Origin of the sequence: Pseudomonas sp. PARCl1, assembly GCF_947311875.1 — a bacterium.
GTDB classification, from domain to species: domain Bacteria; phylum Pseudomonadota; class Gammaproteobacteria; order Pseudomonadales; family Pseudomonadaceae; genus Aquipseudomonas; species Aquipseudomonas juntendi.
Map to the genome: position 1 here is coordinate 46,286 of NZ_CAMZMX010000013.1, position 13,583 is coordinate 59,868.

Here is a 13,583-nt window from a genome sequence, read left to right on the forward strand (position 1 = left end):
GCTAGCCTGTGAATAAAAACGCCCCCTAGTGGGGCGTTTTTGCTATCTGTCGTTGTTGTCGTAGAGGCTTTCGAGCATGAACATTGTGCGTGAAACCATCGCAGCCATCGCCACCGCCCAGGGCCGCGGCGGGGTGGGGATTGTCAGGTTGTCCGGGCCCCTGGCCGCCAAGGCTGGGCAATTGATCACCGGCCGTACGCTTACCCCGCGCCACGCCCATTACGGCCCCTTCCGCGATGAGGAAGGGCTGGTACTGGACGAAGGGATCGCGTTGTTCTTCCCCGGGCCCAATTCGTTCACCGGCGAGGACGTGCTTGAGCTGCAGGGCCACGGTGGCCCGGTGGTGCTGGATATGCTGCTGCAGCGCTGTGTACAAGTTGGCTGTCGGCTGGCCCGCCCAGGTGAGTTCAGCGAGCGCGCATTCCTCAACGACAAGCTCGACCTGGCGCAGGCCGAAGCTATTGCCGACCTGATCGAGGCCAGCTCCAGCCAGGCGGCCCGCAACGCCCTGCGCTCGCTGCAGGGCGAGTTCTCCAAGCGTGTGCATGGTTTGACCGAGGCGTTGATCGCATTGCGCATCTACGTCGAGGCAGCGATCGACTTCCCTGAAGAAGAGATCGACTTCCTCGCCGACGGGCACGTGCTGTCGATGCTCGATACCGTACGCCGAGAGTTATCCACCGTGCAGCGCGAGGCCGGGCAGGGTGCATTGCTGCGCGACGGCATGACGGTGGTTATCGCCGGCAGGCCCAATGCCGGTAAATCCAGCCTGCTGAACCAGCTGGCCGGGCGCGAAGCGGCGATCGTCACCGACATTGCCGGCACCACACGGGATATTTTGCGCGAACATATCCACATTGATGGCATGCCGCTGCATGTGGTGGACACCGCCGGGTTGCGGGCCACCGATGACCATGTGGAAAAGATTGGTGTGGAACGGGCGCTGAAGGCCATTGGCGAGGCTGACCGGGTATTGCTGGTGGTCGACTCCACAGCGCCGGAAGCCAGCGACCCGTTTGCCCTGTGGCCAGAGTTTCTCGACCAGCGGCCAAACCCGGCGAAGGTTACGCTGATCCGTAACAAGGCAGACCTGAGTGGCGAGCGGGTAGGGCTGGAACAATGTGATGATGGCCACGTCACGATCACCCTCAGCGCCAAGGGCAATGACGCAGGCCTGCAGCTGCTACGCGACCACCTGAAGGCCTGCATGGGTTATGAACAGACTGCCGAGAGCGGTTTCAGCGCCCGCAGGCGCCACCTGGATGCGTTGCGCCAGGCCAGTGAGCACTTGGAGCATGGCCGCGCACAACTGACCCTGGCGGGCGCGGGAGAGCTGTTGGCGGAAGACCTGCGTCAGGCCCAGCATGCGTTGGGCGAGATCACCGGGGCATTCAGTTCGGATGATTTGCTGGGGCGGATCTTCTCCAGCTTCTGTATCGGCAAATAATCCACAGCCGGGCACTGCCAAGGGCCGCTTCTTCGGGAGCGGCTTTTTTTTTGCCTGGAATTCACGCATCTGCCGTGCGGGCGCCATCGCCGGCCTGCCAGCACCCACAAGCTTCCTGCTTGCCATGCTTGTTCCGCCCTCCTGTGGGAACGGGTTTACCTGCGAGAAGGCCAGTACAGGCTCACAATTTTTCATACACAAGCTTGGAAATGCGCTCAGGAGCCCTGTGGAAAACCCGCCTTCAGCTCCGTTGATAAGCATGCTTTTTTTCTGAGGACAAAACCCCCTGTGGGTAAACAGGCATTTAATCCACAGGCTAAATTACGTTATCCATACCCCTCAGGCCACTCCAACCACAGGCTTTAATTTCTCTGTACATGACGTAATTCAACGCCTGCAAAGGTTTATCCACAGATAGGGCTGTGCATAAGAATAAACATAAAAACAAAGCTTTTATAAATTTCTCTTCTTTGATTTCTGTTGTGTGCCACTCATCCACAGACTGGTCAAAATTTGCTCAGACGGTTTCTTTAAGGGGGGGTAAGTCCCTATACTTGTCGGCTTACCTTCTCTATTCGCAAAAACAGGCACGAGGTGCGTGGTGGATTTCCCTTCCCGTTTTGAAGTGATCGTCATCGGCGGCGGCCATGCCGGTACCGAGGCTGCGCTTGCGTCAGCACGCATGGGTGTGAAAACCCTGCTGTTGACCCATAACGTGGAAACCCTCGGTCACATGAGCTGCAACCCCGCTATCGGCGGTATCGGCAAAAGCCATCTGGTCAAAGAGATCGATGCCCTTGGCGGCGCCATGGCATTGGCTACCGACAAGAGCGGCATCCAGTTCCGCGTTCTGAACAACCGCAAAGGTCCAGCTGTACGGGCAACCCGTGCCCAGGCCGACCGCGCCATCTACAAGGCGGTGGTTCGTGAAATCCTGGAGAACCAGCCAAACCTGTGGATATTCCAGCAGTCCTGCGATGACCTGATCGTCGAGCAGGATCAGGTCAAAGGCGTGGTGACCCAGATGGGTCTGCGTTTCTTTGCCGAATCGGTGGTACTGACCACCGGTACCTTCCTTGGCGGTCTGATCCACATCGGCTTGCAAAACCATTCAGGTGGTCGTGCCGGTGATCCGCCTTCGATCGCGCTGGCACACCGTATGCGCGAGCTACCACTGCGCGTGGGCCGATTGAAAACGGGTACGCCACCACGTATCGACAGTCGTTCGGTGGATTTTTCGGTCATGACCGAGCAACCAGGCGATACGCCCATACCGGTGATGTCGTTCATGGGCAATGCCGAAATGCACCCGCGCCAGGTCAGTTGCTGGATTACCCATACCAACGCGCGTACCCACGAGATCATTGCCTCGAACCTCGACCGCTCGCCGATGTATTCGGGCGTGATCGAAGGTGTGGGCCCGCGCTACTGCCCATCGATCGAAGACAAGATCCACCGGTTCGCCGACAAGGAAAGCCACCAGGTGTTCATCGAGCCCGAGGGCTTGACCACCCATGAGCTGTACCCGAACGGTATTTCCACGTCGCTGCCGTTCGACGTGCAGCTGGAACTGGTCCGTTCGATCCGTGGCATGGAAAACGCCCACATCGTGCGCCCTGGCTATGCCATCGAGTACGACTACTTCGACCCGCGTGACCTCAAGTACAGCCTCGAGACCAAAGTCATCGGCGGCTTGTTCTTCGCCGGCCAGATCAATGGCACCACCGGTTACGAAGAAGCCGGCGCCCAGGGCCTGCTGGCCGGGACCAACGCCGCGTTGCGGGCACAAGGCCGTGACAGCTGGTGCCCTCGCCGTGACGAGGCCTACATCGGCGTACTGGTCGACGACCTGATTACCTTGGGCACCCAGGAGCCGTACCGTATGTTTACGTCGCGTGCCGAGTACCGGCTGATTCTGCGCGAAGACAACGCCGACCTGCGTCTGACTGAAAAGGGCCGTGAACTGGGCCTGATCGATGACCAGCGCTGGGCGGCCTTCTGCGCCAAGCGCGACGGTATCGAACGCGAGGAGCAGCGCCTGAAGTCGACTTGGGTACGACCCAATACCGAACAAGGCCAAGCCATTGTGGATAAGTTCGGCACGCCGCTCAGCCACGAGTACAGCTTGCTCAACCTTCTGGCCCGCCCGGAAATCGACTACGCCGGCCTGATCGAGGCCACCGGCGGTGAGGCAATCGATCCACAGGTCGCCGAACAGGTCGAGATTCGCACCAAGTACGCCGGTTACATCGACCGCCAGCAGGATGAGATCGCTCGCCTGCGTGCCAGCGAGGACACCCGGTTGCCTGTGGATATCGATTACACGACCATTTCCGGCCTGTCGAAGGAGATCCAGGGCAAGCTGGGCCAGACCCGCCCGGAAACCCTGGGCCAGGCATCGCGCATTCCAGGCGTGACCCCGGCGGCGATTTCCCTGTTGCTGATTCACTTGAAAAAACGCGGCGCTGGCCGCGAATTGGAGCAAAGCGCTTGAGTGCCCTGGTTACCCCGCAACATGCTGAAGAGTTGTCCACAGGTGCGCGGCAGCTTGGTGTAGAACTGAGTGCCGAGCAGCATGAAAAACTGCTCGGCTACCTGGCCTTGTTGATCAAATGGAACAAAGCCTACAACCTGACCGCCGTGCGCGACCCGGACGAGATGGTTTCGCGGCATCTGCTCGACAGTCTGAGCGTCATGGCGTTTATCCACAGCGCGCGGGACAACTGGCTGGATGTCGGCAGTGGTGGTGGCATGCCTGGTATTCCTTTGGCTATCCTGCATCCGCACAAGCGGGTGACCGTGCTCGATGCCAATGGCAAGAAAACCCGCTTCCTGACCCAGGTGAAAATGGAACTCAAGCTGGACAACCTCACGGTTATCCACAGCCGGGTCGAGGCGTTCCAACCTGCACAACCGTTCGATGGGATCATCTCCCGTGCCTTCAGCAGCATGGAGAACTTCACCAACTGGACCCGCCACCTGGGCGACACCGGGACGCAATGGCTTGCAATGAAGGGGCTGCATCCTGCCGATGAACTGGTAGCATTGCCCGCAGACTTCACAGTGGAAAGCGAACAGGCCCTGACCGTTCCAGGTTGCCAGGGCCAGCGCCATCTGCTGATACTGCGCCGCAAGGCATGACTGGGAACACGCGCATCAATGGCTAAGGTATTCGCAATCGCGAACCAGAAAGGTGGTGTAGGCAAGACCACCACCTGTATCAATCTCGCCGCCTCGCTGGCCGCAACCAAGCGTCGTGTGCTGCTGATCGACCTCGATCCGCAGGGCAACGCAACCATGGGCAGCGGTGTGGACAAACACGAACTCGAGCACTCGGTCTACGACCTGCTGATCGGGGAGTGCGACCTGGCCCAGGCCATGCATTACTCCGAGCACGGTGGTTTTCAATTGCTGCCGGCCAACCGCGACCTGACCGCCGCCGAAGTGGTGCTGCTGGAAATGCAGGTCAAGGAAAGCCGCCTGCGCAACGCGCTGGCGCCCATCCGTGACAACTACGACTACATCCTGATCGATTGCCCGCCGTCGCTGTCGATGCTGACGCTCAACGCCCTGGTCGCAGCCGATGGCGTGATCATCCCCATGCAGTGCGAGTACTACGCACTGGAGGGTCTCAGTGACCTTGTGGATAACATCAAGCGCATCGCTGCCCGGCTGAACCCGGAGCTGAAGATCGAGGGCTTGCTGCGGACCATGTACGATCCCCGCCTGAGCCTGAACAACGATGTGTCGGCCCAGCTCAAGGAGCACTTCGGGCCCCAGCTTTACGACACGGTCATTCCGCGCAACATTCGCCTGGCCGAGGCCCCCAGCTTCGGCATGCCGGCCCTGGCCTACGACAAGCAATCGCGTGGCGCCCTGGCTTATCTGGCGCTGGCTGGGGAACTGGTTCGCCGGCAACGCCGTCAGTCGCGCACTGCACAGACAACTTAAGGAATCCGTATGGCCGTCAAGAAACGGGGTCTCGGACGTGGGTTGGATGCACTGCTCAGTGGTCCTACCGTGAGCGCGCTCGAAGAGCAGGCTGTGAAGATCGACCAGAAGGAGCTTCAGCACCTGCCGGTCGAACTGATCCAGCGTGGCAAATATCAGCCACGCCGGGACATGGACCCACAGGCGCTGGAAGAACTTGCCCACTCGATTCGCAACCATGGGGTGATGCAACCGATCGTGGTGCGCCCGATCGGCGATAACCGCTACGAGATCATTGCCGGTGAGCGCCGTTGGCGTGCCACCCAGCAGGCCGGCCTGGACACCATCCCGGCCATGGTCCGCGAAGTGGCCGACGAGGCCGCCATCGCCATGGCACTGATCGAGAACATCCAGCGTGAAGACCTCAACCCGCTGGAAGAGGCGCTGGCCCTGCAGCGGCTGCAGCAGGAGTTCGAACTGACTCAGCAACAGGTGGCCGATGCGGTCGGCAAGTCGCGGGTCACCGTGGCCAACCTGCTGCGCCTGATTACCTTGCCAGAGGCGATCAAGACCATGCTCGCCCACGGCGACCTGGAAATGGGTCATGCCCGCGCATTGCTCGGGTTGGATGAGAATCGCCAGGAAGAGGGGGCGCGTCATGTTGTCGCACGTGGTCTCACCGTGCGCCAAACTGAAGCACTGGTTCGCCAGTGGCTCAGCGACAAACCTGAACCGGTCGAAACGGGCAAACCTGATCCGGATATCACGCGCCTTGAACAGCGGCTCGCAGAGCGCCTGGGCTCGGCTGTGCAGATTCGCCACGGCAACAAGGGCAAAGGCCAATTGGTTATTCGCTACAACTCGCTTGACGAGTTGCAAGGTGTGCTTGCACACATCCGCTGAAACAATTGCTGTTGTAGCGGGCAGTCGGAAATCACTACCGAAGAGTTGAATAGGGGTTAAACCACCCCTATACTCTGCGCGCATTTTGTCGGCACAAATTATGCCAAGTCATCACTGACTTGTTGGTCGACTTCCGAGGAGCAGTTGTGATGGAAATCCGCACGCCAAACCGCCTGCCTTTCCATCGCTGGGCGGTTTTTCCGGTACTGCTGGCTCAATTTGTCGTATTCCTGCTGGCGACCCTGGTGTTGTGGCAGTGGAAAGGGGCGGTCAGTGGATATTCAGGCCTTTGCGGAGGTTTGATTGCCTGGCTGCCCAACGTGTATTTCGCCTGGAAGGCTTTTCGCTTTAGCGGAGCTCGGGCGGCACAAGCCATCGTCAAGTCGTTCTACGCTGGCGAGGCAGGCAAGATGATTTTGACGGCAGTGCTTTTTGCACTGACCTTCGCAGGAGTGAAGCCACTGGCGCCGCTAGCAGTATTCGGCGTCTTCGTGTTGACCCTTTTGGTCAGCTGGTTCGCGCCCCTGCTGATGAATAAAAGACTTTCGAGACCTTAGGGCGTTTGAGGCAACCATGGCAGCAGAAACCGCTTCGGGCTATATCCAGCACCACTTGCAGAACCTGACCTACGGTCAACTACCAGACGGCAGCTGGGGCTTTGCCCATTCGGCTGCAGAAGCCAAGGCAATGGGCTTCTGGGCGTTCCACCTGGACACCCTGGGTTGGTCCGTCGCGCTGGGTCTGATCTTCCTGTTCATCTTCCGCATGGCGGCCAAGAAGGCCACCTCCGGCCAGCCTGGCGGCCTGCAGAACTTCGTGGAAGTGATGGTCGACTTCGTCAACGGCAGCGTGAAGGACTCCTTCCACGGCCGTAGCCCGGTCATCGCACCGCTGGCGCTGACCATCTTCGTCTGGGTATTCCTGATGAACGCCGTCGACCTGGTACCGGTCGACTGGATTCCTCAGCTGGCCATCCTGATCTCCGGTGATCCGCACATTCCGTTCCGCGCCGTGTCGACCACCGACCCGAACGCGACCCTGGCCATGGCGTTCTGCGTATTCGCGCTGATCATCTTCTACAGCATCAAGGTCAAGGGCCTGGGCGGCTTCATCGGTGAGCTGACCCTGCACCCGTTCGGCAGCAAGAACATCTTCGTGCAGATCCTGCTGATTCCGGTCAACTTCCTGCTCGAATTCGTCACCCTGATCGCCAAGCCGATCTCGCTGGCACTGCGTCTGTTCGGCAACATGTATGCCGGCGAACTGGTGTTCATCCTGATCGCGGTCATGTTCGGTTCCGGCCTGCTGTGGCTGAGCGGCCTGGGTGTCGTGCTGCAATGGGCGTGGGCGGTGTTCCACATCCTGATCATCACCCTGCAAGCTTTCATCTTCATGATGCTCACCATCGTCTACCTGTCGATGGCGCACGAAGATAACCATTAAGACCGCCTGGCGTGTCTGATAGCCTTCCCCGCTCGTTTGGGGGGAGGGCTTAAAAAGTCCGCAAGGGCATGCTGTACCAAACGATTTGTTTTACCGCTTCAACTTAAAAACCTAACCAATACGACGTAAAAGTCGGGAGGAAAGATGGAAACTGTAGTTGGTCTGACCGCTATCGCTGTTGCTCTGCTGATCGGCCTGGGTGCTCTGGGTACCGCCATTGGTTTCGGCCTGCTGGGCGGCAAATTCCTGGAAGGCGCTGCTCGCCAGCCAGAAATGGTTCCAATGCTGCAGGTTAAAATGTTCATCGTTGCCGGTCTGCTCGACGCCGTAACCATGATCGGTGTTGGTATCGCTCTGTTCTTCACCTTCGCGAATCCGTTCGTTGGTCAAATCGCCGGCTAATCACTCGTAACCACGAGTTGATAGCTGTGATGAACCAAAGACCGAGCGAGGTGTTGGCGTGAATATTAATGCAACCCTGATTGGCCAATCCGTTGCCTTCTTGATTTTTGTACTCTTCTGCATGAAGTACGTATGGCCTCCGGTCATCACTGCTCTGCAAGAGCGCCAAAAGAAGATTGCTGACGGCTTGGACGCTGCCAACCGCGCAGCTCGCGACCTGGAGCTGGCCCAAGAAAAAGCGGGTCAGCAACTGCGTGAAGCTAAGGCACAGGCAGCCGAAATCATTGAGCAAAGCAAGAAACGCGCTGCTCAGCTTGTCGAGGAAGCCCGTGAACAGGCCCGCGTCGAAGCTGACCGTGTGAAGGCTCAGGCTCTGGCCGAGATCGAACAGGAACTGAACAGTGCTAAAGACGCCCTGCGTGCCCAAGTGGGTGCCCTGGCCGTTGGCGGTGCTGAAAAGATCCTTGGCGCCACAATCGATCAAAACGCGCATGCGGAGCTGGTTAACAAACTGGCCGCTGAAATTTAAGCGAGGGCGATCATGGCAGAACTGACCACGTTGGCCCGACCTTACGCTAAGGCTGCCTTTGAGCACGCCCAGGCCCATCAGCAACTGGCCAATTGGTCAGCCATGCTCGGCCTGGCTGCTGCGGTGTCGCAAGACGACACCATGCAGCGCCTGCTCAAGGCCCCGCGACTGACGAGCGCAGAAAAGGCCGCCACGTTCATTGACGTGTGCGGTGACAAGTTCAATGCACAGGCACAGAATTTCATTCATGTTGCCGCGGAAAACGACCGTCTCCTGCTTCTGCCGGAGATTGCCGCCCTGTTCGACCTGTACAAGGCCGAGCAAGAGAAATCCGTGGACGTGGAAGTCACCAGTGCCTTCGCGTTGAACCAAGAACAGCAAGACAAACTCGCCAAGGTTCTCAGTGCACGGTTAGGCCAGGAAGTGCGCCTGCACGCGTCGGAGGATGCCAGCCTGATTGGCGGCGTCGTCATCCGCGCAGGTGACCTGGTAATCGATGGCTCTGTTCGCGGCAAAATCGCGAAACTGGCCGAAGCATTGAAATCTTGAGTTTGAAGGGGCAGCAGAGCAATGCAGCAACTCAATCCTTCCGAAATTAGTGAAATCATCAAGGGCCGCATCGACAACCTCGATGTGAGCTCCCAAGCCCGTAACGAAGGTACCGTTGTTTCGGTATCCGACGGTATCGTGCGGATCCACGGTCTGGCCGACGTCATGTACGGCGAAATGATCGAGTTCCCTGGCAGCGTCTATGGTATGGCCCTGAACCTGGAGCAAGACTCCGTAGGTGCAGTGATCCTGGGTGCCTATGACACCCTCGCCGAAGGCATGAGCGCCAAGTGCACCGGCCGCATCCTGGAGGTTCCTGTTGGTAAGGAACTGCTGGGTCGCGTCGTTGACGCACTGGGCAACCCGATCGATGGCAAAGGTCCGCTGGGCAACACCCAGACCGACGCGGTCGAGAAAGTGGCTCCAGGCGTGATCTGGCGTAAGTCGGTAGACCAGCCTGTACAGACTGGCTACAAGTCCGTCGACGCCATGATCCCTGTCGGCCGTGGCCAGCGCGAGCTGATCATTGGCGACCGTCAGATCGGTAAGACCGCCATGGCCATCGACGCCATCATCAACCAGAAAGACTCCGGTATTTTCTGTGTTTATGTTGCTGTCGGCCAGAAGCGCTCCACCGTTGCCAACATCGTTCGCAAGCTGGAAGAAACCGGCGCCCTGGCCAACACCATCGTGGTTGTTGCCAGTGCTTCGGAATCCGCCGCACTGCAGTTCCTGGCGCCATACGCCGGCTGCACCATGGGCGAGTTCTTCCGTGACCGCGGTGAAGACGCACTGATCGTTTACGATGACCTGTCCAAGCAGGCCGTTGCCTACCGTCAGATCTCCCTGCTGCTGCGCCGTCCACCAGGACGTGAAGCGTACCCAGGCGACGTGTTCTATCTCCACTCCCGTCTGCTGGAGCGTGCATCGCGCGTTTCGGAAGAATACGTCGAGAAGTTCACCAACGGTGCAGTCACTGGCAAGACCGGTTCCCTGACCGCCCTGCCGATCATCGAAACCCAGGCTGGCGACGTTTCCGCGTTCGTTCCGACCAACGTGATTTCCATCACCGACGGTCAGATCTTCCTGGAATCGGCCATGTTCAACTCGGGCATCCGCCCTGCAGTGAACGCCGGTGTTTCGGTATCCCGCGTAGGTGGTGCCGCTCAGACCAAGATCATCAAGAAGCTGTCCGGTGGTATTCGTACCGCTCTGGCTCAGTACCGTGAACTGGCTGCATTCGCCCAGTTCGCTTCCGATCTGGACGAAGCGACCCGCAAGCAGCTGGAGCATGGTCAGCGCGTAACCGAGCTGATGAAGCAGAAGCAGTACGCGCCGATGTCCATCGCGGACATGGCTCTGTCGCTGTACGCCGCTGAGCGTGGTTTCCTGACTGACGTGGAAGTCTCCAAGGTCGGTAGCTTCGAGCAAGCACTGATCGCCTTCTTCAACCGTGATCACGCCGAACTGATGGCGAAGATCAACGTGAAGGGTGACTTCAACGACGAAATCGACGCAGGCCTGAAAGCCGGTATCGAGAAGTTCAAGGCCACCCAGACCTGGTAAGCCGCAGCGGGGGCTCCGGCCCCCGCTTGCTAACCTGATAGGTGATACATGGCAGGCGCAAAAGAGATTCGCAGTAAGATTGCGAGCATCAAAAGCACGCAAAAAATTACCAGCGCCATGGAGAAAGTGGCGGTCAGCAAGATGCGCAAGGCACAAATGCGCATGGCTGCTAGCCGTCCTTACGCGGAGCGTATCCGCCAGGTGATCGGTCATCTGGCCAACGCCAACCCGGAATACCGCCACCCGTTCATGATCGAGCGCCCTGTAAAGCGCGCCGGTTATATCGTGGTGAGCAGTGACCGTGGCTTGTGCGGTGGCTTGAACACCAACCTGTTCAAGGCCCTGGTCAAGGACATGAGCGAAAACCGCGAACAGGGCGTGGAAATCGACCTGTGCGTGATCGGCAGCAAGGGTGCGACTTTCTTCCGCATCTTTGGCGGCAACGTTGTAGCCGCGATCAGCCACCTGGGCGAAGAGCCGTCGATCAATGATCTGATCGGCTCCGTCAAAGTGATGCTGGACGCCTATATGGACGGCCGTATCGATCGCCTCTCGGTGGTTTCGAACAAGTTCATCAACACCATGACCCAAAAACCGACGGTCGAGCAATTGGTACCGTTGGTGGCAACCCCGGATCAGGAACTCAAGCACCACTGGGACTACCTGTACGAACCCGACGCAAAAGAGCTGCTGGACGGCTTGATGGTGCGTTACGTGGAGTCGCAGGTCTACCAGGCGGTGGTCGAGAACAACGCTGCTGAACAAGCAGCCCGGATGATCGCCATGAAAAACGCCACAGACAACGCCGGTGATTTGATCAAAGAGCTGCAATTGATCTACAACAAGGCGCGTCAGGCTGCGATCACCCAGGAGATCTCGGAAATCGTCGGCGGCGCTGCCGCGGTTTAACGGTTCAAAAAATCAGAGGATCCAGCTATGAGTAGCGGACGTATCGTTCAAATCATCGGCGCCGTCATCGACGTGGAATTCCCACGTGACGTCGTGCCGAGTGTTTACAACGCGCTGAAAGTACAAGGCGCGGAAACCACCCTGGAAGTTCAGCAGCAGCTGGGCGACGGCGTGGTTCGTACCATTGCGATGGGCTCGACCGAAGGCCTGAAGCGCGGTCTGGATGTCGTCGACACCGGCGCTGCCATCTCCGTTCCTGTTGGTAAGGCCACCCTGGGCCGCATCATGGACGTACTGGGCAACCCGATCGACGAAGCCGGTCCGATCGGCGAAGAAGAGCGTCGCGGTATCCACCAGCCAGCGCCTTCGTTCGCTGACCAGGCAGGCGGCAACGACCTGCTGGAAACCGGCATCAAGGTTATCGACCTGGTTTGCCCGTTTGCCAAGGGTGGTAAGGTTGGTCTGTTCGGTGGTGCCGGCGTCGGCAAGACCGTTAACATGATGGAACTGATCCGTAACATCGCCATGGAACACAGCGGTTACTCCGTGTTCGCTGGTGTGGGTGAGCGTACTCGTGAGGGTAACGACTTCTACCACGAGATGAAGGACTCCAACGTTCTCGACAAGGTAGCGCTGGTCTACGGTCAGATGAACGAGCCACCAGGAAACCGTCTGCGCGTAGCGCTGACCGGCCTGACCATGGCTGAGAAGTTCCGTGACGAAGGTAACGACGTTCTGCTGTTCGTCGACAACATCTATCGTTACACCCTGGCCGGTACCGAAGTATCCGCACTGCTGGGCCGTATGCCTTCTGCAGTAGGTTACCAGCCGACCCTGGCTGAAGAGATGGGCGTTCTGCAAGAGCGCATCACCTCCACCAAGGAAGGTTCGATCACCTCCGTTCAGGCCGTATACGTACCTGCGGACGACTTGACCGACCCGTCGCCAGCGACCACCTTCGCCCACTTGGACGCCACCGTCGTTCTGTCCCGTGACATCGCCTCCCTGGGTATCTACCCAGCGGTCGACCCACTGGACTCGACTTCGCGTCAGCTGGACCCGAACGTGATCGGCAACGAGCACTACGAGACCGCTCGTGGCGTTCAGTATGTTCTGCAGCGCTACAAAGAGCTGAAGGACATCATCGCGATCCTGGGTATGGACGAACTGTCCGAAAGCGACAAGCAACTGGTAGCCCGCGCTCGTAAGATCCAGCGCTTCCTGTCGCAGCCGTTCTTCGTGGCCGAAGTCTTCACCGGTTCGCCAGGCAAGTACGTTTCCCTGAAAGACACCATCGCTGGCTTCAGCGGCATCCTCAAAGGTGACTACGACCACCTGCCAGAACAAGCGTTCTACATGGTCGGCAGCATCGACGAAGCGATCGAGAAAGCCAAGAAACTGTAATCCCGGCGCCCCGCAAGGGGCGCTAATCAGGTTGAGGCAAGCAGATGGCTATGACAGTCCATTGCGACATCGTCAGCGCGGAAGGAGAAATCTTCTCCGGCCTGGTCGAGATGGTAGTAGCGCACGGCAACCTGGGCGATCTGGGTATCGCTCCAGGCCACGCGCCGCTGATCACCAATCTCAAGCCAGGTCCGATCACGCTGACCAAGCAGGGTGGCACTCAAGAGGTGTTCTACATCTCCGGTGGCTTCCTCGAAGTGCAGCCGAACATGGTGAAGGTTCTTGCCGACACCGTGCAACGTGCTGCCGACCTGGACGAAGCTCAGGCTCAGGAAGCCCTCAAGGCTGCCGAGAACGCGCTGAACACTAAAGGCTCGGACTTCGACTACGGCGCTGCAGCCGCACGTCTGGCCGAGGCGGCTGCTCAGCTGCGTACTGTCCAGCAAATGCGCAGAGGTAAGTAATCCGGCCCAGGCCGCTTACTGCCAGTGCGATTGAGTT

General features: G+C 58.9%; 14 protein-coding genes. All 14 read left to right on the forward strand.

Translation table 11 applies throughout. The features are described from left to right. Window positions 1–76: 76 nt before the first annotated feature. Window positions 77–1,447 (forward strand): tRNA uridine-5-carboxymethylaminomethyl(34) synthesis GTPase MnmE, encoded by a 1,371-nt coding sequence (mnmE, locus tag QME24_RS09795; protein WP_154211357.1) that lies wholly within the window; start codon window positions 77–79, stop codon window positions 1,445–1,447. Window positions 1,448–2,048: 601 nt separating this feature from the next. Further along, the gene (mnmG, locus tag QME24_RS09800) at window positions 2,049–3,941 is read left to right on the forward strand and encodes a tRNA uridine-5-carboxymethylaminomethyl(34) synthesis enzyme MnmG (protein ID WP_280091140.1); all 1,893 of its coding nucleotides are present in this window, start codon (window positions 2,049–2,051) and stop codon (window positions 3,939–3,941) included. Then, window positions 3,938–4,588, forward strand: a complete 651-nt coding sequence (rsmG, locus tag QME24_RS09805) for a 16S rRNA (guanine(527)-N(7))-methyltransferase RsmG (RefSeq protein WP_009684668.1) — start codon at window positions 3,938–3,940, stop codon at window positions 4,586–4,588. Before mnmG ends, rsmG begins: the two co-directional genes overlap by 4 nt. 18 nt (window positions 4,589–4,606) lie before the next feature. After that, window positions 4,607–5,398: a ParA family protein gene (locus tag QME24_RS09810; protein ID WP_009684667.1), complete on the forward strand. Its 792-nt coding sequence runs from the start codon at window positions 4,607–4,609 to the stop codon at window positions 5,396–5,398. Between the two features lie 9 nt (window positions 5,399–5,407). After that, complete coding sequence (locus QME24_RS09815) at window positions 5,408–6,280, forward strand: ParB/RepB/Spo0J family partition protein (protein WP_054904300.1); 873 nt, start codon at window positions 5,408–5,410, stop codon at window positions 6,278–6,280. A 149-nt stretch (window positions 6,281–6,429) separates the two neighbouring features. After that, window positions 6,430–6,837 carry a F0F1 ATP synthase subunit I gene (locus QME24_RS09820; protein WP_009684665.1) on the forward strand — a complete coding sequence of 136 codons (408 nt, stop codon included), beginning with the start codon at window positions 6,430–6,432 and terminating at the stop codon, window positions 6,835–6,837. A gap of 16 nt (window positions 6,838–6,853) precedes the next feature. After that, window positions 6,854–7,723, forward strand: coding sequence for a F0F1 ATP synthase subunit A (gene atpB / locus QME24_RS09825; protein ID WP_003260030.1), 870 nt, complete (start codon window positions 6,854–6,856; stop codon window positions 7,721–7,723). Window positions 7,724–7,867: 144 nt separating this feature from the next. Continuing rightward, complete coding sequence (atpE, locus tag QME24_RS09830; protein ID WP_003097235.1) at window positions 7,868–8,125, forward strand: F0F1 ATP synthase subunit C; 258 nt, start codon at window positions 7,868–7,870, stop codon at window positions 8,123–8,125. A 58-nt stretch (window positions 8,126–8,183) separates the two neighbouring features. Beyond that, window positions 8,184–8,654 carry a F0F1 ATP synthase subunit B gene (locus tag QME24_RS09835; protein WP_003253189.1) on the forward strand — a complete coding sequence of 157 codons (471 nt, stop codon included), beginning with the start codon at window positions 8,184–8,186 and terminating at the stop codon, window positions 8,652–8,654. 12 nt (window positions 8,655–8,666) lie between these two features. Further along, a complete protein-coding gene (locus tag QME24_RS09840; RefSeq protein ID WP_003253191.1) occupies window positions 8,667–9,203 on the forward strand; it encodes a F0F1 ATP synthase subunit delta in 537 nt (178 codons plus the stop codon). A gap of 21 nt (window positions 9,204–9,224) precedes the next feature. Further along, the gene (atpA, locus tag QME24_RS09845; RefSeq protein WP_009684664.1) at window positions 9,225–10,769 is read left to right on the forward strand and encodes a F0F1 ATP synthase subunit alpha; all 1,545 of its coding nucleotides are present in this window, start codon (window positions 9,225–9,227) and stop codon (window positions 10,767–10,769) included. Between the two features lie 48 nt (window positions 10,770–10,817). After that, window positions 10,818–11,678, forward strand: a complete 861-nt coding sequence (gene atpG, locus QME24_RS09850) for a F0F1 ATP synthase subunit gamma (RefSeq protein WP_009684663.1) — start codon at window positions 10,818–10,820, stop codon at window positions 11,676–11,678. Between the two features lie 27 nt (window positions 11,679–11,705). Beyond that, on the forward strand, window positions 11,706–13,082 hold the full coding sequence (gene atpD / locus QME24_RS09855) for a F0F1 ATP synthase subunit beta (RefSeq protein WP_009684662.1): 1,377 nt from the start codon (window positions 11,706–11,708) through the stop codon (window positions 13,080–13,082). A 44-nt stretch (window positions 13,083–13,126) separates the two neighbouring features. Further along, entirely contained in the window at window positions 13,127–13,546 is a 420-nt protein-coding gene (locus tag QME24_RS09860; RefSeq protein WP_029886844.1) for a F0F1 ATP synthase subunit epsilon, read from the forward strand. Window positions 13,547–13,583: the final 37 nt, after the last annotated feature.